Below are 23,529 nucleotides of genomic sequence, written 5' to 3'. Positions count from 1 at the left end.
TTCAATTCGGGATTCAAGCGCAAATCGACTTGGATTAGATTGTTAATCTTGAGTATAATTTTAATAGGAATAGTTTGGGGAGGATGGAAAACCATGTTACAGATGCCAGGGAAAAGCTATCAAGATGCCCTGTTTCCTCTGACAGCAGAAGAGCAAAAATTAGCACAAGATTTAGAAGTAGATGTGAGGGAAATTGCCTCTGAACCCCACAATTATCTAGCCTATGATAATTTAGTACAAACAGCTCAGTATTTAGAAACTCAATTTACTCGCTCCGGATATCAGGTTAATCACTATAAATATCGGGTTGATGACCAAGAATTTGATAACTTAGAGGTAGAAATTATCGGCACAAGCCAACCCGAAGAAATTATTGTCATTGGCGCTCATTATGATTCTGTGGCTAATGTTCCTGGAGCGAATGATAATGGCTCTGGAGCAGCAGCAGTCTTAGCCTTAGCTCGGAGATTTGCCGGAAAACCGCAACAGAAAACCCTCAGATTTGTGGAATTTGTTAATGAAGAACCGCCCTTTTTCTGGACAGAAGATATGGGTAGTTTAGTCTATGCCAAAATTTGTAAGCAGCGTCAAGATAATATTGTGGGGATGATGAGCTTAGAAACCATGGGATACTATTCTGATGTGCCAGGAAGCCAGAACTATCCCGCACCTTTAAATTTGTTTTATCCTTTGCAAGGAAACTTTATCGCTTTTATTGGTAATCTGGACTCTGGAAACTGGGTAAAACAAGTGATTGGCTCATTTCGCAGCCATACCCAATTCCCCTCGGAAGGTGCAGCCCTCCCTAACCTTTTACCCGGAATCGGATGGTCAGATCATTGGTCATTTTGGCAGCAAGGATATCTGGGTTTAATGGTTACGGATACGGCTCCTTTTCGCTATCCCTATTATCACACTGCTGAAGACACTCCGGACAAAATTGATTATGGGAAATTAGCGCGGGTAGTGTCAGGGTTAGAGCGGGTGATTCGTGAGGTTGCAAATTAGAAGATTTTGTGTTATTTTGAGAGGGTATTAAAATGTATTGATGGCAATGCCTGCACACGATCTCTACCATAATACAGTTAAAGCTGCTCTAGAAAAAGATAATTGGAAAATCACCAACGATCCGTTGACACTCCAATATGGTGGTAAAGATTTATTCGTTGACCTGGGGGCGAAAAAAATACTGGCGGCAGAAAAGTATGGAGAGAAGATCGCTGTAGAAATCAAGACTTTTTTGGGTCGCTCTGCCATGTATGAGCTGGAAAAAGCGGTGGGACAGTATATTGTCTACCGCAATATCCTTGAAGAAGTTGAGAACGATCGGACTTTGTATCTTGCCATTCCTAAAATTGCATATAAAGAGGTTTTTGAGGAACGACTGGGCAATCTAATTTTAACTAAAAACAAACTTCGTTTACTTGTCTTCGATCCGAGCAATCAAGAGGTGGTCACATGGATACATTAGAACACTATTATCCAATTATATATCAAGCCCTGAATGAATATTACCAAATTCCCTATTCTTATGGAGATTTAGAACGGAGACTCATTATCAGTGACGATAAAACCAATTATATTTTATTAACTCTGGGATGGCAAAATGATAGTCGAGTACATGGATGTTTGGTACATATAGAAATCATTGAAGATAAAATTTGGATTCATCGAGATGGCACAGAAGATGGGATTGTGAATGATCTGCTAGATTTAGGTGTTCCAAAGGATAAAATTGTTTTAGGATTTTACCATCCGAATCAGCGTCCTTATACGGAATTTGCGGTGAATTAAACTGATGCCATTGCTGTATGATGTTGCTCTTAAAAATTTGTTCTAAGCCCCTTATCCAACTCTTCTTTGTCCGACCATTCAGAATTTTCTAATAACTTCTCGATTTTCTGATAGATCCTTACCTGTGTCGATTAGTTTAAATTTTATCATTTTCTCGCTTTTCTTACCAATTAGTCAAGACTTGAGACAATCCATCATTATCGGCTTGAAGCTTACTTAAATCAATAATGGTGTAGGGTGCGTTATTAACACACCCTACATTGCCAGGGTACACCTGGTAATGGGATAATCAACTTCATCAACTCTTTATCTTTTCTACTCACTCAATGATGGATTGTATTCACGTCTCCAATATTCGCTGTTATGGATATATTGGCTACTTACCGGAAGAAAAAATACTCGGACAATGGTTTACGGTAGATTTATCTCTGTGGTTAGATTTATCGGTCTCTGGGCAGAGTGATAATCTTGAGGATACGTTTAATTATTGCGAAGCGGTTGAGATCGTGAAAGGAATTATCAGGAGCAACAAATTTGACTTAATTGAGAAATTGGCTGCGGCGATCGCCGATGAACTGCTGAATCTAGACAACCAGCCCCACCAACGCCCCGCTCTGCAAAAAGTGGGTGTGCGTGTGATCAAATCACCTCCCATACCCGACTTTGGCGGTCAAGTCACCATTGACATCACCCGAACCAATCCCAAATTTGCCTAAACCCAGTCAAACCAGCCGATCCATCATCTTCACCTGGCTTGAAAGCCTACGGCTTTGCCAAGAAACTGTTACATTAGTTTATAAGCACATAGGATTGGCAAAATAGTACAGCAGTGTGCTGTTGTTCAATCCCCAATGCAAAAGCGGCTCCAACCTAAAAGGCTAGAAGTTGTCGCGGTGAACTGTACGGAGGTCTAACGTGAATAACCCGTCGAATCAAAATCCTGAACTATTTCAGGGCGACACTGACAATAACTTATTGTGGGATTATGTTCAATCCTTGAGTCCAGAAACGGTGGCTCAACTCTCTAAACCTACGTCTTCTGAAGTTTTCCAGGTGATGGAAAGCAACATTATGGGACTTCTGGGCCATCTTCCTTCAGAGCAATTTGGGGTTACGGTAACCACCAACCGAGAAAACCTGGGCCGTCTCTTAGCCTCCGCCATGATCAGTGGCTATTTCTTGCGTAATGCTGAACAGCGTATGACGTTTGAAAATACCTGGTCAGCCTCTGAATCCCACGCGACTGAGACCGAGTAGGGTTAACTCAAGTCAGGTTTCCAGTAGATTCAGGTGTCTTTAGTTCACCCATCCCCACAAACTCCTTGGAGACTTCCTGAATCTGCTGTTCTTGAAGGTCTCCGAGCTACTCTGCTGCGCTGGTATGATAATGCGGGTCGGGTCTTGCCTTGGCGAAAAGTGCAAGACCCTTACCGGATTTGGGTTTCGGAGATCATGCTCCAGCAAACCCAAGTGAAGACGGTTTTACCCTATTACGATCGCTGGTTACAAGCGTTTCCCACCCTACAAACCCTCGCCCAAGCCGACCAGCAACAGGTGCTGAAACTCTGGGAAGGACTCGGTTATTATAGCCGGGCGCGAAATCTGCATCGAGCTGCCCAGCAGGTTATGGCAGAGCATCAGGGCATTTTTCCCCAACAGTTAGAAGATCTTTTAAGTCTACCCGGTATTGGTCGCACTACGGCTGGCGGTATTCTCAGTGCCGCCTTTAATCAACCCATTTCTATTTTAGATGGCAATGTGAAACGCATCTTAGCCAGACTCACCATCCTACCCTCCCCTCCAGGAAAAGCCCAGAAAGAGCTTTGGCAATTATCAGATGCTATTCTGGATCGGGAGAATCCCAGGGACTTCAACCAAGCCCTGATGGACTTAGGAGCAACAATTTGTACTCCGAAAGTACCCAAGTGCGATCGCTGTCCCTGGAGTTCCCATTGTCTCGCCCATCAAACCGGAACCCCCACCCATTGGCCCATGCGTGAAACTCCCTCTATTCGGCCCCACAAAACCATCGGTGTTGCCGTCATCTGGAATACTCAAGGACAACTGCTCATCGACCGTCGCTTAGACAAAGGATTACTCGGCGGTTTATGGGAATTTCCTGGGGGCAAACTCGAACCGGGCGAAACCCTGCCAGAATGTATTAAACGGGAAATTCAAGAAGAACTAGCCATAGACATAGAAGTGGGCGATCATCTGATTACCATTGACCATGCCTATACCCATTTTCGGGTCACCTTAAATGTGTATAATTGTCGCTACAGTTCCGGCACACCTCAAGCGATCGAATGCCAAGAAATTCGTTGGGTTACTTTAGAAGAATTAGATCAATTTCCCTTTCCCAAAGCCAATCTGAAAATCATTGAAGCCCTACGGGAGCAGGGAGTGCCTGAGTAGGGAGATACCCAGAGATGATATTATATTAAGTCCGATTGTTCATGTCCGCGAAGCGGAAATACCATGATTAAAAATTTAGGGAGCGAGACGCTCCCACTCCAGCAATATCATAGAGATTAGAGGAGTGCGGGCATCTTGCCCGCTTCTTCACTTTTTATCCGGACTTGATATTACCTATTAAGGGGAAAAATTCCTCTTGGAGTGGGAGAGGGCATTTTACCCCGATCTGCTTTAAACCTCTACTTCTGCGAATAAGGCTTCTAGGTTGTCTAAGGTGAGTCCCTGCTGAATATATTGGGGATTTTCGGGGGTGTAGGGGCTTTTTAGGCGATCGCACCCCGTAATCTTAGCCGTTTCTGGTAAGACGGGAATATCGGGGTTAAAGGCAGTCGATCGCATCAAAGAACTAGAAAAGCCCTTAAATACTAGGATTTGATCCGCTTCACCCTCAATTTCGGCGCTGATGAGCAGCACTTCTTGGGGACGTTTGAGGGTGTATTGTTCTAAACGTCGAGAAAGCATAGCGAGTAATGAGTCATGAGTAATTATGAGCTGACGGCAGTGCGCCCCTGTTTTCCGAGGCGAATTAGCACAAAATAACTCAGGTAAGTTACATAGATCAGCAATCCCAGGATACCAATAAAGCCTAAGAAGCGTTCGCTGGTGGCATTGTGGAATAACTGTTTATAAGCCCAGGGTGCTTCTAACCACAGTCGGCAAAAGTCATTTTGGATTAAGTCTTTCGTGGGAGAAAAAGCGCATTGTAGGGAAGGTAATTGGGCGATCGCCCCAACTCCCATAAACACCGTCACCGCCCAGCGCCAAGCCGTAAACGCCAGTTTCAGGGCGCGGGAGGGCGGCATATCCTCAATTTCCTCATTCAAGTCGATCCAAAACCAGAGGGATATGGGAATCAAAATCCGGGCAGATAGAGAACTCACAAAACCAATAGGCGCTCCCCCAATCATCAAATAGAGGGAAATAATCAGCAAACTCGCCACCCGCCAATATATCAGCATCAGCCGGATCAGGGGGACAGACTGTTTAACCAGCGACCAAATCAGCAGCACCAAGGGAATCCCGATGCCAACCAGTGCCACTAACCGATAGTCCATCCAAATGAGCGATCGCATCCAATCCATTCCCACTCTCTCCCAATCTTCAAGATCAGCAACCTTCAAACCTACCAGAAAAAACCCTGTTTTTCGCCCCCTATCTGGAGCGCAAACATTGACAAACTGATATTAAGTCTCAATAATACCATGCAAATTGAGTAGATATCAGCACCATGACTTGTAAATCGGCCTTATGATTTGAAAGGCACAACTGCTAGATGGGGAGCCACCCCTCCCAGACTCCTTGTCTTGGAGACGCTCATAACTGCACATAACTGCACATTTTCTGGACATTTTTCACCGAACGGACTGGATCTTACTTATGGGATATATTATTTCAACGGTCAACATGAAAGGAGGGGTCGGCAAAACTACCCTCACAGTTAATCTAGCGGCCTGTCTTGCCAAATATCATGACAAGCGGGTGTTGATTGTCGATTTAGATACTCAAATTAGTGCCACTCTCAGTATGATGTCTCCCTCCGATTTTGCCAAACTCAGGCGAGATCAACGCACCTTAAGAGAACTGGTTAAAAAAGCCATCAATCCAGCCTCAAAAGCTGCTTTTCCCATCCAAGATATTATCATTCCCTACGCTTGTAATGTTCCCAAACTTCATTTACTCCCTGGGGACATTGATATGTATGATGAATTTTCAGTTTCAGAAATGATCTATGAAAAAGCCGTTTATCGGGAACAAGTGTCCTTTGAAACCGTATGGAATCGCTTTGAGAGAGTCTTGGTAGATGGCATATTAAAACCCGTCATTGATGAATATGACTACATCATTTTAGATTGCGCCCCTGGCTATAATCTCTTAACTCGCAGCGCCCTAACTGCCAGCCATTTTTATCTGCTTCCGGCTCGTCCTGAACCCCTCTCCTTAATTGGGATTCAACTATTAGAGCGTCGTTTAGTGAAACTGCGCGAAGTCCATCAAGATGAATATCCCTTAGATATTGAAATGTTGGGCATTGTTTTCACCATGGCTGGGGGATTTATCGGCCGCTATTATCGCCAAGTGATGAACCGGGTACGGACAGATTATAGTGAAGCAAAATTGTTTCAGACTCGCATTCCTTCTGATGTGAATGTGTCTAAATCCGTGGATAGCTTTTTACCAGCAGTCTTGGCCCATCCCCATAGTCGCGGCTCCAAAGCGTTCCAAAAATTGACGGAGGAATTATTGGAAAAACTCCATACCACCATTTCCCGGAAACAACAACAATCGGCGGTGAAAATGTCGGATTTGTAGTTTGGGAAATTAGGTAATGGGTAATGGGTTCTCTGTGCATCCCCATTCCCCCATCCATATAAAGAGGGCAAAATACGCATCATCTCAGTTCGACGTTCACGAAAACAGGAGATAGAACTTTATGAAAGCTAAGACATTTGATGAAAAATTTGACCAAGGAGAAGAAGATATTGTCGAATACCTGGATCTGAGCCAAGCACGACGGGGTGAGTTAACGCAAAAAAGAGTAAATGTTGATTTTCCAGAGTGGATGATTCAAGCACTCGATCGCGAAGCAAGACGGTTGGGAATCACCCGACAGTCTTTGATTAAAGTGTGGATTGCTGAACGCCTGGAAAAAGTAGTGTAATTAAAGGTCTAATTCGTCTAATTCTAACTCGGCTTCTGGGGAATTTTCGGAGGCAGTTTGTACGGGAATGGCAGAAACGATCGCATCCAAAACCCGCCCAACCGGGATAATGGTTAAGCCTAAGTCCGGTAAAGATTGCCCTTTGGGAACGATCGCCCGCTTAAAGCCGAGCTTCGCCGCTTCCTTTAATCTCAATTCTAATTGGGACACCGCTCGCACCTGTCCCCCCAAGCCTACTTCGCCAATAATCACCGTGCGCGGATCGACCAGGCGATCGCGGAATGAAGCCACCACAGACACCGCAATCCCCAAATCTGCGGCTGGTTCCTCTACTCCTAATCCCCCCGCAGAAGCCACATAAGTATCGAGCTTGGATAAGGGAATACCCACCCGCTTTTCCAATACCGCCAAAATTTGCAACAAGCGATTATTATCCACCCCAGTGGTTGCGCGACGGGGGGAACCGTAACTTGTGGGACTCACCAGCGCTTGCAGCTCCACCACAATCGGGCGCGTTCCCTCACAAGCGACAATGGTACAAGTTCCCGACACCTTCTCATCCCGATTGCCCAAAAACAACTCCGAAGGATTCGGTACTTCTGCTAACCCTTGAGCCACCATTTCAAACACGCCGATTTCATGGGTTGCGCCAAAGCGATTTTTCATGGAGCGCAACAACCGATGGGATGCAAAGCGATCGCCCTCAAAATACAATACCGTATCCACCAAATGCTCCAACACCCTCGGCCCCGCCAAAGAGCCATCCTTGGTCACATGACCGACAATAAATAGGGTAATATTTTCCCGTTTCGCCACCTGCATCAGTGCCGAAGTACACTCGCGCACCTGAGCCACCGAACCGGGAGCAGAGGACAGAGAAGGAAAATAAATCGTTTGAATACTATCAATCACCGCCAAACGGGGTTTGAGCGCTTCCAACTCCCTTAAAATTTCCTCTAAATCCGTTTCCGGTAATAGATAAAACTTTGATTGGGGTTCCTCCGATTGTTCCCCTTTTTTTCCCTTCCTTTTCGGTTCGATGACCGCATCAAATCCATGCTTAAGTTTCGGTTTCTCCTCTTCTTCCTCTTCCCCCACTCCTAACCGCGCCGCCCGTAATTTTACCTGTTGTCCCGACTCTTCCGCAGATACATATAACACTGCATAATGTTGGGAGAGCTGATTGGCCATTTGTAACAACAGCGTCGATTTTCCGATCCCCGGTTCTCCCCCAATCAGCACCAAAGACCCCTGCACAATCCCTCCACCGAGTACCCGATCTAACTCTGAATAACCCGAATTCATGCGTAAAACGGCTTGATCGGAAATAGCATCCAGAGTAATCGCAGCACGAGGTTGACCACTTTCAGCAGGCGATCGCCCCCCATCCTTGCGCCATTCCTGATTCAGCAACCCCAAGCGGTTATTCGTAGGAGTCACCGGGCCGCTCACCTGTTCGATCAGAGAATCCCAACTATTGCAAGCAGAGCATTTACCGAACCATTGGGAAAATTCTGCCCCACATTGATTGCAAATGTAGAGGGTTCGAGACTTAGCCATAATCTATCCGTATTCTGGAATGGGGACATCTTTCGTTATTTTAGGATTAGGGGATAGGCGATCGCCATCTGGTAAACTAGGAAATACTCTCATGCCTGCTAAAGATTTCTTTCATCAAGCTGTACGCCATGCCTTAGAACGAGAAGGATGGACAATCACCCATGACCCCCTGATGTTACGGTACGATCTCGGTCAACTTTATGTTGATTTGGGTGCAGAAAAAATCCTAGCCGCAGAACGGGAAGGGCAGAAAATTGCTGTCGAAATCAAAAGCTTTCTTCAAAATTCTACAATTTCTGAATTTTATACAGCTCTTGGACAGTTTATCACGTATCGGAGTCTCTTACGAAAACAATACCCAGAATATACTCTTTATCTGGCTATTTCTCTTGATACTTACACTTCTTTTTTTACCCTAGAGCTAGTCCAAGAAATTATTACAACTCAACAGTTAAAACTGATCATCTATGAACCCCAAAAGGAGAGCATCAAACGATGGATACCTTAAACCACTATCGCCAAATTATTCAGGAGCTTCTAGAAGACTATGCCCGTTTAAGTAACCCAACTCAAGACGAAGTAGAAACCGAATTGATTTTTGATCCAGTCAGAGATCATTACCAGCTTTTTCAAGTCGGCTGGTTAGGCGATTATCGGATTTATGGCTCGATTCTGCACTTTGATATTAAGGACGGAAAAATTTGGATACAACACAATGGTACGGAACAAGATATTGGTCAAGACTTAAACAACAGAGGAGTCCCCAAAACAGATATTGTCATCGGTTTTCATTCTCCATTTAAGCGGCAATTTACTGAATATTCGGTAAACTAAAGGAAAATAAGCATGAGTGAAAAATGGCCGCCCTATTACCCATTATCCTGTGAAGCGCTATATGATGGCTTCAGTTTCGGCTGTCGCCGACATGAACTAGGTTAGAGGACAAGGATAGGAGCATGGTTGAAAAACTGATGAGTACGGAGCTATCTACCAAAGAACTCACGTTTCAACCGGGTTATGGGGTGGCTCAGTTTGAGGTGAAGGTACTCAACCAGGGCGATCGCTTCGCCAGTTTTCAGCTAGAAATTATCGCTGCTGGTGTTTCTCCCCAGGACGATCGCACCTGGTACAGCTTATCCCCAGAAGTCAGCACCAAGAAACCTCCCGGAGATTTGACCCGGTTTATTGTGGAAATTCACCGCACCCCAATTTTAGGGTTTGTGGGTTTGGTGAATCTCACTATCCGTATTTTCTCCCTAGAGTTGGGAACCGAAGAACGGCATATCCTGCGCTTGCGGGTGCAAAAAGGGATCGGTGAACTGCTGATCCAGGCTGAACTTCCCAACTCTAAGCTCAAAGGGTATCCCAATAGCGATCTAGAGCTTCCCATAAGGCTCCTGAATCCGGGTCAGAAAGAGATTACAGCCCTGATCGCTCTCTCTAGCCCTTATTCCTGGTTAAACCGCTCTGCTACCCCCCTCAGTTTGCCTCCGGGACAATGGATGGATTACAGCTTAGTTTGCTCTGTACCAGATTTTGAAGAGGCGATCGCCAGCATCTCCTACTTAGCAGACATCAAAATTACACACCCCGATGGCCCCCCGACCCAACTGCAAGCGGTCATTGAAATTCTTCCCCAAGGTGAAATTCGCTTTGAAATTCCGGAACCAGAGCAAACCATCCCTCAAAAACGCCGTTGGCTCCCTTCCTGGAAATCTGACCCAGTTATGTATCCCTTAGAACTGGATAATCAGAGTAATCAACCCTGTCAAACCACCATCGATTTACCCCTAGAGGAGAAGGATAAGGGAAATCGACTGCAACTGGAACTGTTGCCCCCAGAACATACCCTCAACCCCACCGAAACCCAAATCTTTGATTTGAAGGTAGAAACCCAACGCCCCTGGTTGGGATGGGTGCAGGAGCGTTTGATTCCTATTGAAGCCAACGTTTTACCTGTGGGGGCTGCTTCATCTATCGGCATAGGAGCGGTTTTGAAACCCGCCCCGACAACGGCATCTGTTCCCATCATCGATCGCCAACAGACCCTAATTCTCAGAGTCTTTCCTATCGTGCCCCGATGGTTACAGGGACTCTTGGTTGTAGTCTTGGCGTGGGTGTTTTGGTGGTTCATTTACGGGCGGTATCATTACATTCATCACCAAGGATCAGTCACTACGGTACAACTAAATGGACTCGGCGATCGCGTTCTTAGTGGAGGAGTCGATCAACAGGTCAGAGACTGGGTAATAGAAGGAAAAAAACTCGAATTGCTCGACATTCGCGCTAAAGCCGATAAAGCCGTTCGCACCGTCAAATATCGCCCCGTTGATAACAATCAAATGGCCATGGGTTTAGAAAATGGTGAAATCCAACTGTGGGATTTATTATCCTATGAAGAAATGCCGGTGCGATCGCTCGTTTATCAAAAAGACGACCGGGTAATGGATCTCGAATTTACCCCCGACTCCCGCTATTTATACAGTGGCCATGGGAGCGGACTCCTGGCCAAATGGGATATTGGCCCAGACTTTGAACAAATCCAAAACGTTAACGAACCCGAATTAACCCAAACCTTTGAATTCGCCATTTCCGATCTCGCCTTCGTCGGTCAAGGTGCAGAAACCCTAGCCGTTGCCGGTCGATTTAATCAACTCATCCTCTGGAATAGTTCAGATAATTCAACCCAAACCCTTGATATTTCCGATCCAGAGACCGCCACCGGCCAAGACAACTATATTACCAGTTTAGCCACCGCCGAAAAACGCCCCTTTCTCTTGGCTGTTGCCGATAATCAAGGCAGTATCAGTATTTGGAATTTACGCCCTTGTCTAGAACCCGGTTTAGGAGCAGGAGCCAATCCCACTTGTGAACTCCTCGATCGCTGGGACAATAGTCATAATGGTGAAGCCGTGCGCTCTATCGCCTTCAGTGCCGATGGTGCATACCTTGCCAGTGTCGGCGATGACGGTAGACTCATCCTCTGGCCTCTGAGAGACACTGGAGAGCGCTTAAGTAAATATCTTAAAGGAAAGGTTATCGCCAACCATTCCCAATCCCTCAATACCGTAGACTTATCCCTAATCCCCTCTCGCAGAAATAGAAGTGGCTCCCAACTGCAAATCGTCACCGGAGGCGATGATGGACAAGTTAGACTCTACCAGGTGCAGTCCATTCGGGATTGAGAGAATAAATAACCAATTACACAATATCGCGTACCGGCTGTTAGAATTCATAACCAGAGGAACCCAGTTTCTGGAAGATGGCTTCTTGTTTCAGTCAGAATTGGTGGTTTTCGAGATCCCCATATTGATAAAAGTGGTACAGCTCAAATCATGGAAAGAAAATTAATTAGCACTTATGCGATCAATCCGAGAAATGTTGGAGATTTCATGTCATCACCGATTCATTATTTTGATTTTCCAGGTTGGCAAGTAGAAACCCTAGATTTTCGCTCTATTGATCCAGATTTTCCAACCCCTCAAGGTGGTTTTGGTGGATCAATTTGTTTAGATAAAATAAAAAATACGAGTTCAAATACTCGCTATCATCTAATAGTTGGTGGAGGCGGTTTATTATTTCAAAGGTTTTGGAAATGTTTCCAGCAGCTTCAAGATATACGCAATCATATTCAAGGGCAATGGATTATTTGGGGAGCGGGTCAGCAAATCTACCCTAATTTCAAACTATCCCGTAATAAGCCGTTCATTGATGAACTTCAGGAGAATCATAAAAACTTTGATTATTCAGGCTATGTAGATCCTTTCAGTTTTGTAGGCATTAGAGATTTTAATCAAGGATATGATTGGGTTCCTTGTGTGAGTTGCATGAGCAAAGAATTTGATAAACACAGAGAAATAAAACATGAATTTGTCGTATTTTCTCACGAAAAATTTAAGATAAAAATCGGCTCATTACCTCAGATGACTCACAACACACAAAATTTGCAAGAGGTTCTTGATTTCTTGGGATCTGGAGAAACAATATTGACCAGTTCTTATCATGGTGCTTACTGGGGTATGTTATTAGGACGTAGGGTTCTAGCTTTTCCATTTAGCACTAAATTTTTAACGCTCAGGAACCATATTGGTATTTATCCTGTAAGCCAGTGGAAATATAGTAGACTGAAGATTCAGCCTTTCAAAACCACTTTCCTAAATAAGCTTAAGTGGGAATTTAGTTATGGAAATCATTTTTGGTGTTTTACTCGTAACTGGAAAAGATTTTTGCCCAACCAGATAACTAAAGATTCGTCCATCCTTCAAGAACATAGAAAGGCAAATATCCAATTCTATGAGCGAATCATGCAAACTCTCAAGGAGACTTAAGCTTAGAGGTATGAGAAGTTTTAATTTTTAATTGACATGACTCAATCGAATCCCCAGCTTAATCCGTTCAACCCGAGTAATTCCTTTAGTTCACGGTCTAATGGCAGTCAGTCCCTGAGCGTGATTACCAACCCATCAGGCGATAGTGTCATTTCGGCTGGGGAAACCTTTGAACTGCGGGTAACGATTGGTAATCAAGGATTCCAAGGGGCAATTATCGATCTGTTTATTGATGATTCTTCAGGAGTCCTCAAAACTTGGTGTCCCAATCCCTATGAACGGTTTGCCCTCAGTGCGGGAAGTAGTAGCGAGGTTGTTTTCTCCTTTCCCATTCCCGTAGAAGCAATTCCTGGTCAGTATACTTATCTTCTGGTGATTGATGCACCCAAGCATTATCCGGAAGAAACCCCCATCCGTCACCAAGCAACACTCCAAGTTCTGCCCCCCATTCAAGAAGCGGTTCAGTCCAATGACCCCACTTTTGCCCTGACTCCGGTTACCACTCCCGAAAAACCGGCCCCTCTAGAACTGGGTCAATCCCTGGTGGTGACGGTTTTGGTGCATAATCGCTCTAATCGGGTCGATCGCTTTCGCCTCACTTGTACCGATTTACCGGAACTCTGGTGGGAAGTCCATTATCCAGAAGGGATTAATGAGTTGGGGTTGGTGGTGATTCCCGATAATTTGGCCCTGAATCCAGGAGCGAAGGGAGAAGTTACTCTAGAGTTTCGCTTCCCTGTGGATACCAAAGCGGGCCGTTATTTACCGACTCTGCGCTTAACGGGGGAAAATAACCCGGAGTTGCTGTTATTGGATGTGGTCTATATCGAGGTTGTGCCTCGGTATGATTTGCGGGTGGATTTGCGGACATTGGTGGGTAAGGTGAGTCGGGAGGCGGCCCTCTTTCAGTTGCGCCTACAGAATCAGGGCAATACTCTGCGACAGTTGCGCTTGACGGTGCGGGAAGACCAAGAGCGCCCGGTTTGTGTGTATGAATTAAATCCCGATCGCCTGAAGTTGGAGCAGGGGGAGCAATGGCAAGTCGATATAGACGCAAAACCGGGCCCCTGGTGGCGCAGGCCATTGCTAGGTCAGGGACGCACGCTTAATTTTTATGTGCAACTGACGGATGATTATCAACTGCCCTTACCCACAGATGAGATTGAGGGGAATTTTCTCTGGCAAGCTCGCCCTTGGTGGCAATTGCTGTTAGCGATTTTAGCCGGGTTAGGGTTATTGGGCTTATTGATTTTTGCCCTCTGGTGGCTGTTTTTTAAGCCCCCTGCGCCTCCGAGAATTGAGGACTTTAACTCGGTTGCTCCGTCCTATGCGGCAGCGAATGATGATTTTATTTATCTGAATTGGGAAATTGGCAATGTTCGGCAAATTCAGAGTTTGCAAATTTTGGGGCGATCGCCTAATGGTAATGTAACCAGTATTCCGGTTTCCTACAATTTCAGCCGCCGAGGATTACCAGAAAGCTTACAGGAGTTTTGTACCCGCTCTTGGCGGACTTTAGTCTGTCGCAATATTCGCACGGATGCCCGCGAACCGGGGGATTATATCTTTGAGTTAAAGGTGACTGCCAAGCGATCGCAGGTTGCTCCCATTATCGCCCAAACCAACACGATCGCGATCGCCCCCATTCCCCTACCAGAAATCATCGAATTTCGGGCAACATTAGCACAACCCGATCCCACCGAAAACAACCCAACCCCCACGGGTTCCGTAAGGGCGGGTTCACCAGCCGTATCGTCTGCAAACCAAGATCTCGGTGAACCCGCCCCTACCACGGGCAATTCTACCGGAAATGACACAACCCACACCATTGAATTAAGCTGGAAAATCAGTAATCCTAGTGCGATCGCCGAATTGGGTTGGATCGGGCGCAACCCGGATGGAGTGGTCAATAGCGAGCAGCAGCGCACCGATCTGCAATCTGGACTACCGGATGATTGGCGCAAGTATTGTACCTTTGACAATCAAACGTTGATTTGTGAGGCTGTTCCCGTAACCGTAGACGAATTTGGCCGTTATATCTTTGAACTGACTGTAATTCCCGATTCGCGCATTGAAGGAGAAGCCCAAACTGCCCTTGCAGATGTGATTGAAATTAAAGCACCAGAACCGCCCAAAATTATCGAATTTCAGCCCAGACAACCCCAGTATGAAATCGCTAGGGGGGAACAAATACAGCTTGACTGGGCGATCGCCAATGCCGATCAAATTCAAGCCATAGTCTTGAAAGGGCGATCGGTTGAAGGCTTTGTTGCCATGCCAGAAATGCGCTTTTCCTTCAACTCAGCTATCCCCGAACGCCTAAAATCCCTCTGCGATCTCACCCTCAATCAACTGCGCTGTCGGAATATCACTCTCCCCATCTCTGAAAGCGGAAACTATCAATTTGAACTCGGTGTGATTCCCAAACGGGGAACCGGAGAAATCACCGAAACCGAAACTACCGCCACCATTGCCCTAATTCCTCCTCCTGCCCCTCCCTCGCCGCAAATTCTGCAACTGCGATCGGGACAAACCACCTACAGCGAAGACCAAGGGGAAGAAATTTTACTCTCTTGGGAAATCGAAAACGCCGACCAACTGCAAGAGCTGCAAATTGTCGGTCGGGATACGGGCGGAATTGCCAGGGTTCCAGCCCGCCGTTATCGGTTCGATAGCGGCATCCCCAATGCCCTACAACCCTATTGTGTCCTAGCTGGACGTTTGATTTGTCAAAATGTCCCCACTTCCGCCCGTCAAGGGGGAGAATACATCTTTGAAGTTAGCACTATCAGTAAACAAAATCCCTCAGAGGTGAGCGATCGCCAACAAACAGAAGTGATTCAAATCTTACCACGCACCTATCCCCTCGCCATTAGGAACTTTACTGTGAATGGGGAAACTGCCCCCCTGCGCGTCGTGGTGACTCTGCAACCGGACGAAAGACCCAACCCCCTCAATCTAAGCTGGAATGTCATCGGTGGCCCCAATACCCGTGTCCAATTACTCCCCTCACCCGGCACAGTCCCCTTAACTGGGACTCTTGCCTATCCCATCAGTCCCCAACCGGGACAAGAAACCCTCACCTTAACCGTCACTGGAGGAACCGGGCAACAATTGCAACGCACCCTAGTGATTGAAACCGTCCTTCCTCCCCCGTCCGAGACTCCTTCATCTACTCCAGGAAATCAACCCCTACCCCCAGAACCCGATGGCTTATCTCCGGCGGATCTCCCCCCACAGTTTGATTAATGGATCGGGACTTCTAGAGCCTTCAATGAAGATAGAATCATATAGAGTATTGATGAAGGTTGGCTATGGCTCTATGAGTGATGGGGGGATAGGGGGAACAAACAACAGACTGGGTAGGACTTTGAGCTATTTTAGCTATCGTTAAAAACCGTCATTAATGTACCTCATAGCAGAGTAAACTGCTGTATCTTTCAGTTCAGATGTTTGCTGAACTTTTGAGACGAAAAATCCTTACCGTTGATTTTGATGGTAAGGAAATCATTTACCGCCTTGAGGGTCGAGCGCTCATTTAATCCCCGCGATCGGCAAGTAACGTATGTGGGGCTAGAGAGCGAGGATGATGACCCAATGAAGTACCTTTAGCCTAAATTCTGCCTATTTTTGGGTTTTTGCTTCTAAGCCTGAACGCCTGAATTTTTTGTGCTTATGTATCCAGTGGTTTTCTATGGTGGCTATAACAAATATCTATTTATATCTTACCCCATCACAAACCACTTAACCCCCACTAAGGGGGGTAGTATGGTGAATTTGTGTGAAATATTTTTGAGCAAGTTACCGTAATCAGAAGGTCAGTTGCTATAACTCGCTCTATACCATATTTAGAATTTGGTGGCGGGGAGCGGATTTGAACCACTGACCTTCGGGTTATGAGCCCGACGAGCTACCAGACTGCTCTACCCCGCGTCACTTCATCTAGTATAGATCGGGGATTGAAATTGTGCAACCTTTTTGTCTAAATTAGGGATAATTCTCCACTCACTTCTAGCCGTTTATAGTCTCCAATGCTCATAAACTGTTCTCCGAGGGTATCTGCGGCCAGGGGAGTGATCCAGCCTAATTCTTTGAGGGCATGAATGGCGGCGGCATATTTGGCCCGTTTACTGCCATCACTGACTTTAATGGCTAAACCCATGCCTTCACCGATGCGGCCAATGCATTGGATGCCTTCAGCTCCAGATTTGCTAATCAGTTCTCCTTGGGTGATCCGCATGAGTTCAGTGTCAAAGGTTTCTTCACCGGCGACGAATTCGGGATAATGGGTCATGGCTCGCACGACTCGTTCTAAGTCGAGATGTTCGCCGGAGGATAACTGAGCGTATAGGGTGGCCATTTGTCCGAGTTGCATGTAGTAGGTGGGTGCGCCACAGTCATCATGGACACCGATGAGTTCATCGGGGGGAAGTCTGAGCAGTTCGGCGACTCTGGATAGAATAAGTTGTTGAACGGGATGATTGCGGCGTAAGTAGTTTTCTTTCATCCAATGGCGTTGCTGACAAACGGCTAACATGCCTGCATGTTTGCCTGAGCAATTATGTTGGAGGGCGCTTTGAGCGCCGGGGGGGATGGGACATTGGAGGGCGGTGGGTTCAATTTCGCAGCGCCAGAGAATGTTAAAGACTTGCCTAGCTTGCTGGGTTGTGCCTTGGTGGGAACTGCAAATGATGGCTAAATCGCGATCGCTCAGATTATAGCTCTCTAGGGTTCCACTGCTGGTTACGGCTGAGGCTTGAAAGGGTTTGAGAGCAGAACGAATGAATGTGGCTGTTTCTGGATCTCCAGCAGCAGAAAGCACTCGCCCTTTATCGTCGCAAACAACGGCTTGCGTGCAGTGGGTGGATTCAGTAATGCCTTCCCGAAGGAGACTAACTTGTAAGGTGGCGGTACGTTTTCCCCTGGTCATGAGTTTATCAATGGATGAATAGAAGATCGGAAATCATTAAAAGCAGACCCAACTAATGGCTTCCGTTCCCAGAAGTGTGCCTAGTCCAGCAAATGTCCAATGAAGACGTTTGAGGATGGGTTTGACTTGGTAGGTGACGATCAGTTGGTCTTGGGTCAGGCTCTCTGGGGATTTTTCCCAGATTTGACCATCATACCAGCCAGATTCTTCGTAGGAGACGGTGGGACTGTTGAGGCGATCGCCGATATATTTCCATCCTAAGTATAAGCGCAGTAGAAGTAAAACCAAGATTAAGCTGGCTCCAGCACTGGCACAGAGGGTAAAGTGCATGGGGTCTTTACTGATTGGAAAACTGGCCGCCGCTACTGGCCCGGTAATGACCCAGCTTAATCCCCAAATCCAAATCACTTTCAACCAATATTGGTGAGGGTCTAGGGTTCCCCAACGAAAGAATCCCGATTCTTTGAGTTCTCGAAATTCGTTGAGGGGTTGTTGTTCGTCTGGGACAGGACAAGGCCAGGTATTCTTTTCCATCATTGGGCTGTGCTATCTCTATGAGTCCTTGGGTTTAAATTCTATGGGTTCGGCATGACTCCAGAAGGCATCAAGGTTATAAAATTGCCGCTCTTGGGGGAGAAAGATATGAACAATTACTTCTCCAAAGTCTTGTAAAATCCAGCTTCCTTCTGCTTTTCCTTCGGTTCTTAAGGGAAAGCGTTGGAAGTGTTCTTCTACACTATCTTCGATCGCCCTGGCGATCGCCCGCACTTGGACGGTCGAGAATCCGGTTACCAAGATGAAAAAGTCTGCTAAGTAGGAGACTTCATCGACTTTGAGGATCGCGATATCTGCCCCTTTACGGTCATCAGCAGCTTCAGCCATGGTTAGGGCCATGCGCTGACTCTGCTCTAAGGAAAGGGGGTTAGAGGGAGCTGAAGGGGGAATTGAGGAAGGGGAAAGAGGGGTTTGGCCAAAGTTGGACATGCAAACTAGGTTAAGAATTAGGACACTATTGGGTTTATCTGAAGAATCTTTATCTTAACTGAAGATCTGGGGAGTGGGGAGGATGGGGAGCTTTCCCATTACCTATTACCGATTACTTCCTCAAATAGGCTTTCATAGCGATTGAGCGCTTGTTCAAGGGAAAAGTTTGCCATGGCATAGTCTCGCCCTTGCTTGCCTAGCTGTTCTACTTCCATGGGATTATGATAGAGATCGGCAATTTTGTCTGCTAGGGCTTTGCCATCTTCTGGCGCAACCACTACTCCACCGCCACTATCGTGAACGGCTTTAGCTGCGGTTCCATCATCGGGAACTGAGGCGACAATGGCTCGACCACTGGACAAAATTAAGGGAATTTTCGAGGGTAAGTTAAAGGTTGTAACGCGCTGTTTTTGGACGACTAAGCCGATGTTGGCCGCAGCATACATTTGGGGCAGGGTTTCGCGGGGTTGGAAGGGCAGGAGTTTGACATTTTTGACTTTGACGCGATCGCATTCTGTTTGCAGTGTGCCCAAGGCTTTTTGTTCTCCCACAATCACAAATTGAATCGCTTCTAGATGTTGGAGTTGACCAGCCGCCTCAATAACTGTACTTAATCCTTGAGTCAGAGCAATATTTCCAGCATAAAGAATGACAAATTTACCGTTCAGTTGATGGTTTGTGCGAAAATCATTGGGTTCTTGGGGTAGGGGACGAATGAAGTTAACATCCACCCAGTTGGGAATACAGGTGATTTTGCGATCGCTAATTCCTTGGGACAGCAACTTATCTCGAAATCCTTCCGCTATGACGCTAATCTTTGCTGACGTAGAATAGGCTAGAGTCTCCAAACTTTCTGCCATCTTAAATAGCACGGACTCCCGTTTGAGTAAGCCCACTCTAACCGCCGCTTCTGAAACAATATCTTGTAAATTGAGTACCACTGGAGAGCGTCGAGAGGCAGAAAAAAGACTCACAGGAATGGAAATGGGTAAGGGAGGAATTGTGGCAAACACGACATCGGGTCGCCATCCTCGATAGGCTTGGACTACACTACTGGCAATAAAACTCCCATCAAGTAAAAGGCGATCTAATAATCCCGGTTTTGGCCCCTTAATATAAATATAACTGCGTTGAATCGTCACCTTGTTTTTTACTTCAGTTAGATAAATTTTACCACGATATTCCTCATATACTTGCCGTTCTGGATAATTGGGCATCCCCGTCACGACACGCACTTGATGGCCTCGCTCGGCAAGACCTTCAGCTAACTCCGTCATCAATGGGGCGATCCCAATCGGTTCTGGAGCGTAGTTGTAGGAATAAATTAGAATTCGCATTGCATAAGACCTTGCATTGATAGGATGTGAAATAGCAATACAATTAACCTTACGAAAAAGTTTACACAATTGTAACGTAGATTTAAGCTAATTGCACAGTCAATGTATTATAAACAACAAAAAACACAACTTATTCCCTCATAAAATCTTTGTTTCTTAATATTAAGCATTAACACTCTATCAATTGCCAAATAATTTTAGTTCGATATATAATTGAAGAATACCGATTCAGGGTGTGTAACCAATCTTGACTTTTATAAAGAGTTATTAGCATTTTAGTTTGTCTTGTTGGTCTCAATTATCAGGATGCTATCAACCTATTCTAAATGGCAATCGCTATATCGATTTAAATCTAAGAATAGAGTCCCAGGAAAGGATTTCCAAAACTCTATGTAAAGTGTTTCAGCTTTTTTTAACCGTAAAAAAGAGTAATGAAACCTGCTTCGGAGATCCCATTGATTTAGCTCAAAATCATCAGATTCAATCTACCATAACCATGTCTAACTTATCCCCATTTCCTGTTGTCCGGAAACAGATTGCTTTTATCGATCCCCAGGTTAAAGATTATGCCACCCTAGTGAATGGGGTCAAGTCAGACGTGGAAGTGGTCATCCTGAAAAAAGACCAAGATGGCATTGAGCAAATTACCCAACATTTGCATACATATGGGAAAAATGCCCACTCCATTGAAGCTCTTCATGTCATTTCCCATGGTCATTGGGGTCAGATCCAGTTGGGTTCGACCCAACTCAATCGAGAAAACCTCCCCTACTATAGCCAAACCCTGCAAGGCTGGTCAAATCTGCTGAGTCAGTCGGCGGAAATCTTACTCTATGGGTGTCGAGTCGCTGGGAATGCGATCGGTCGGTGTTTCGTCGATCGCCTCAGTGAGTTAACGAAAAGGGCGATCGCCGCATCCACAACCTTAACCGGTAACACCGCTCTAGGAGGAACCTGGGAGCTAGGGTATCGAACTGGGAAGATGCGATCGGAATTAGTATTTGATGAGGGGGCGATCGCCACCTACCCCCATACCCTTAATGCCGACCTAGAAATTACCGGAGTAACCATCAGTAACAATGTTCCCAACGTTGGGAATACTATCACCTACACCATTACCCTCTCCAACAACGGGCCCGATAATGCCACAGGAGTAGAAGTTACAGATTCACTACCAAGCGGACTTACTTTTTCAGGTAGCACACCCAGTCAAGGAACCTACGACAATACAACAGGAATTTGGACAGTCGGTAATATCAACAACGGTGACAACGCCACCCTAGAAATTGAGGCAACCATTGATCTTGGTACTAGCGGCACGATCCTGAGTAACACTGCTGAAATTACTGCCTCTAACCCGAGCGATCCAAACGCCACAAATAACCAAGCCACAGTCGATACCTTTGTAGGTAATATCCAACCCAACCCCTTCTATTCTGCTAGAGGTAACCCTTCCCAACTATACTTAGTTGATATTACCAACGGAAATCAAACCTTTATCCCTGGAGGAGAGCTTGCTTTTCGGAGTTTTGCCATTACTCGCGATAGTAATACAGGACGAATTTATTATGTGGGAGAACAAAGTAATTCCACTGCTCCAGTGGGTTCTCAAGTGGGTTATTGGGACCCTGTGACCCAAACTAATACCACCCTCCCTAATCGCACAGGTGTAGATGTTCAGTTCCTGAAACTGGCTCAAGCTCAAGATGGTACGATTTACGGTTTAGCTGGAAATACTGCAAACCTTTATAGCATTGATCCTAATACAGGAGTGGCAACAGACTTAGGAGCAATATCAGGGGGCACTCCATCCTTCAGTGCAGGAAGTGGTGATGCTGCTTTTGATCCCAACAATGCCGATATTCTCTATGTTTCAGTTTTAGTCAGTGGAGAGTTAAGGCTCTACAAAGTCAATGTCAATACTCTCATTGCTGAATATGTGGGTGAGTCTGGACTCTCCAATGTTGATAATTCAGGTTCTCTTGGCTTTGGAGAAGACGGAGACCTTTATGCCATCGTTAGATCAAACGGTAACAATAATGAAAGACGCTTTGCCCGCCTCAGTCAGACGAATGGAACCGCTACAATTATTCAGGAACCCAGTGAAAACTCTGGTGACTTTGGGACTCTTCCTACTCCAACTCCAGATGTAGATTTCACAATTACCAAAACTGACGGTGTAGATAATATTGCTACAGGAGCAAATATTACTTACACCATTAGTCTAACCAATAACACTCTCCCCAATCGCGTTGTCGGCTTAATTGTCCAAGACTCGATTCCCACAAGTGGTGTTGACATTGACTCCTGGAATGCTTCAGTCACAAATACTTCAGGACAATCTAACATAATTAACGGTGCTTCGGGCACGAGCAATGAAATATTCACCAGTGTCAACATCGGGCCAGATGACACCCTAACTATTCTGGCAGAAGGAACAGTTATCGCTCCTGCTAACAGTACAATTGAGAACACTGTCCAAGTTCCAGGTATTAACGACACCTCCCCAGGAGATGACATTCTCACTGATACAACCAATGTCGTTGCTACCACTCCCCCCGACCTGAGCATCACCAAAACCGCCAGCAGCAGCAACGTCAGTGCCGGAGACCCCCTCACCTACACCCTAGTCGTCAGCAACGCCAACCCTGGCGCTGATGTCACCGGTATCGAAGTTCAAGACACCCTCCCCACCGGCTTCACCTACTCCAATGCCAACACCCAAGCTGGCTTCAGTGCCAGTGAAACGGGAGGAGTCGTCACCTTCACCGGAGGCTCTCTCACCGCCGGTAGCACGGCCACCCTGACCATCATCGGTACGGTCACCGCCGCCGCCAGTGACCCCTTCACCAACACGGCAGTGGTTGACCCCAACAACACCATCGCCGAAAGTAACGAAACCAATAACGAAGGCACCGTTACCCCCACGGTGACCACTCCCTCCCCCGACCTGAGCATCATCAAAACCGCCAGCAGCACCAACGTCAGTGCCGGAGACCCCCTCACCTACACCCTAGTCGTCAGCAACGCCAACCCTGGAGCCGATGTCACCGGTATCGAAGTTCAAGACACCCTCCCCACCGGCTTCACCTACTCCAATGCCACCACCCAAGCTGGCTTCAGTGCCAGTGAAACGGGAGGAGTCGTCACCTTCACCGGAGGCTCTCTCACCGCCGGTAGCACGGCCACCTTAACCATTGTGGGTACAGTCTCTAACACTCCTACCTCCCCCTTCACCAACACGGCAGTGGTTGACCCCAATGATAATATCACTGAAAGTAGCGAAAGCAATAATAGTGACAGCGCCACAGTTTCTTTTATTCCCGTAGCCAACAACGACAGCGACACCACCGCTCAAGACACCGATGTTACCTTCAGCCTCACCGGTAACGACACCGATGTAGATGGAGACCTAGACCCCAGCACCGTAGATTTAGACCCCAGCACTCCAGGTATTCAAGA

The 23,529-nt window shown here is 46.3% G+C and carries 21 protein-coding genes and 1 tRNA gene; 14 read left to right on the top strand and 8 right to left on the bottom strand.

Features of this window, described 5'->3' with window-relative positions:
* Window positions 1–93: 93 nt before the first annotated feature.
* The 6 genes from PMG71_RS06980 (at window position 94) to mutY (ending at window position 4,209) form a co-directional block, all read left to right on the top strand.
* Window positions 94–1,008 (top strand): M28 family peptidase, encoded by a 915-nt coding sequence (locus tag PMG71_RS06980; protein ID WP_283752935.1) that lies wholly within the window; start codon window positions 94–96, stop codon window positions 1,006–1,008.
* A gap of 40 nt (window positions 1,009–1,048) precedes the next feature.
* Window positions 1,049–1,471 carry an element excision factor XisH family protein gene (locus PMG71_RS06975; protein WP_283752934.1) on the top strand — a complete coding sequence of 141 codons (423 nt, stop codon included), beginning with the start codon at window positions 1,049–1,051 and terminating at the stop codon, window positions 1,469–1,471.
* Window positions 1,459–1,794, top strand: a complete 336-nt coding sequence (locus tag PMG71_RS06970; protein WP_283752933.1) for a XisI protein — start codon at window positions 1,459–1,461, stop codon at window positions 1,792–1,794. Before PMG71_RS06975 ends, PMG71_RS06970 begins: the two co-directional genes overlap by 13 nt.
* 326 nt (window positions 1,795–2,120) lie before the next feature.
* Complete coding sequence (gene folB, locus PMG71_RS06965; protein ID WP_283752932.1) at window positions 2,121–2,510, top strand: dihydroneopterin aldolase; 390 nt, start codon at window positions 2,121–2,123, stop codon at window positions 2,508–2,510.
* Between the two features lie 199 nt (window positions 2,511–2,709).
* The gene (locus tag PMG71_RS06960; protein ID WP_283752931.1) at window positions 2,710–3,051 is read left to right on the top strand and encodes a DUF760 domain-containing protein; all 342 of its coding nucleotides are present in this window, start codon (window positions 2,710–2,712) and stop codon (window positions 3,049–3,051) included.
* Window positions 3,052–3,084: 33 nt separating this feature from the next.
* Window positions 3,085–4,209 carry an A/G-specific adenine glycosylase gene (mutY, locus tag PMG71_RS06955; RefSeq protein ID WP_283752930.1) on the top strand — a complete coding sequence of 375 codons (1,125 nt, stop codon included), beginning with the start codon at window positions 3,085–3,087 and terminating at the stop codon, window positions 4,207–4,209.
* 231 nt (window positions 4,210–4,440) lie between these two features.
* On the opposite strand, the gene PMG71_RS06950 is transcribed toward mutY, so the two are convergent.
* Window positions 4,441–4,731: a DUF7734 family protein gene (locus PMG71_RS06950; protein ID WP_283752929.1), complete on the bottom strand. Its 291-nt coding sequence runs from the start codon at window positions 4,729–4,731 to the stop codon at window positions 4,441–4,443.
* 23 nt (window positions 4,732–4,754) lie between these two features.
* Entirely contained in the window at window positions 4,755–5,351 is a 597-nt protein-coding gene (locus tag PMG71_RS06945) for a DUF3177 family protein (RefSeq protein WP_283752941.1), read from the bottom strand.
* Window positions 5,352–5,646: 295 nt separating this feature from the next.
* Here PMG71_RS06945 and PMG71_RS06940 point away from each other — a divergent pair, with 295 nt between their 5' ends.
* Window positions 5,647–6,579 carry a ParA family protein gene (locus PMG71_RS06940; RefSeq protein ID WP_283752928.1) on the top strand — a complete coding sequence of 311 codons (933 nt, stop codon included), beginning with the start codon at window positions 5,647–5,649 and terminating at the stop codon, window positions 6,577–6,579.
* Window positions 6,580–6,700: 121 nt separating this feature from the next.
* The gene (gene brnA, locus PMG71_RS06935; RefSeq protein ID WP_283752927.1) at window positions 6,701–6,928 is read left to right on the top strand and encodes a type II toxin-antitoxin system BrnA family antitoxin; all 228 of its coding nucleotides are present in this window, start codon (window positions 6,701–6,703) and stop codon (window positions 6,926–6,928) included.
* Here the strand turns inward: brnA and radA are convergent, their stop codons facing one another.
* A complete protein-coding gene (gene radA, locus PMG71_RS06930) occupies window positions 6,929–8,488 on the bottom strand; it encodes a DNA repair protein RadA (RefSeq protein ID WP_283752926.1) in 1,560 nt (519 codons plus the stop codon). It lies immediately after the preceding gene.
* A gap of 91 nt (window positions 8,489–8,579) precedes the next feature.
* Between radA and PMG71_RS06925 the strand changes: the two genes are divergently transcribed.
* From PMG71_RS06925 to PMG71_RS06905, 5 genes are all read left to right on the top strand, one after another.
* Entirely contained in the window at window positions 8,580–8,996 is a 417-nt protein-coding gene (locus tag PMG71_RS06925; RefSeq protein WP_283752925.1) for an element excision factor XisH family protein, read from the top strand.
* Window positions 8,984–9,322 (top strand): XisI protein, encoded by a 339-nt coding sequence (locus tag PMG71_RS06920; protein WP_283752924.1) that lies wholly within the window; start codon window positions 8,984–8,986, stop codon window positions 9,320–9,322. The genes PMG71_RS06925 and PMG71_RS06920 overlap by 13 nt, the downstream gene beginning before the upstream one ends.
* Before the next feature lie 122 nt (window positions 9,323–9,444).
* Entirely contained in the window at window positions 9,445–11,673 is a 2,229-nt protein-coding gene (locus PMG71_RS06915) for a WD40 repeat domain-containing protein (protein WP_283752923.1), read from the top strand.
* 150 nt (window positions 11,674–11,823) lie between these two features.
* The gene (locus PMG71_RS06910; RefSeq protein WP_283752922.1) at window positions 11,824–12,816 is read left to right on the top strand and encodes a glycosyltransferase family protein; all 993 of its coding nucleotides are present in this window, start codon (window positions 11,824–11,826) and stop codon (window positions 12,814–12,816) included.
* Between the two features lie 36 nt (window positions 12,817–12,852).
* Window positions 12,853–16,065 carry a COG1470 family protein gene (locus PMG71_RS06905; protein WP_283752921.1) on the top strand — a complete coding sequence of 1,071 codons (3,213 nt, stop codon included), beginning with the start codon at window positions 12,853–12,855 and terminating at the stop codon, window positions 16,063–16,065.
* Between the two features lie 607 nt (window positions 16,066–16,672).
* Here the strand turns inward: PMG71_RS06905 and PMG71_RS06900 are convergent.
* From PMG71_RS06900 to PMG71_RS06880, 5 genes are all read right to left on the bottom strand, one after another.
* Window positions 16,673–16,749 (bottom strand) — tRNA-Met (locus PMG71_RS06900).
* A gap of 49 nt (window positions 16,750–16,798) precedes the next feature.
* Window positions 16,799–17,746: an asparaginase gene (locus PMG71_RS06895; protein WP_283752920.1), complete on the bottom strand. Its 948-nt coding sequence runs from the start codon at window positions 17,744–17,746 to the stop codon at window positions 16,799–16,801.
* Window positions 17,747–17,782: 36 nt separating this feature from the next.
* A complete protein-coding gene (locus PMG71_RS06890) occupies window positions 17,783–18,283 on the bottom strand; it encodes a CGLD27 family protein (protein WP_283752919.1) in 501 nt (166 codons plus the stop codon).
* A gap of 15 nt (window positions 18,284–18,298) precedes the next feature.
* On the bottom strand, window positions 18,299–18,730 hold the full coding sequence (gene rsfS / locus PMG71_RS06885; protein ID WP_283752918.1) for a ribosome silencing factor: 432 nt from the start codon (window positions 18,728–18,730) through the stop codon (window positions 18,299–18,301).
* A 98-nt stretch (window positions 18,731–18,828) separates the two neighbouring features.
* Window positions 18,829–20,067 (bottom strand): glycosyltransferase family 4 protein, encoded by a 1,239-nt coding sequence (locus PMG71_RS06880; RefSeq protein ID WP_283752917.1) that lies wholly within the window; start codon window positions 20,065–20,067, stop codon window positions 18,829–18,831.
* Window positions 20,068–20,563: 496 nt separating this feature from the next.
* Here PMG71_RS06880 and PMG71_RS06875 point away from each other — a divergent pair.
* Window positions 20,564–23,529: DUF4347 domain-containing protein (locus PMG71_RS06875; protein ID WP_283752916.1), on the top strand; the 2,966-nt coding region annotated here is incomplete at its 3' end.

Origin of the sequence: Roseofilum acuticapitatum BLCC-M154, from assembly GCF_030068475.1 — a bacterium.
In the GTDB taxonomy this organism is placed as follows: Bacteria; Cyanobacteriota; Cyanobacteriia; order Cyanobacteriales; family Desertifilaceae; genus Roseofilum; species Roseofilum acuticapitatum.
Note: the sequence above shows the minus strand (reverse complement) of the source record. Positions and strands in the feature narration are given on the sequence as shown.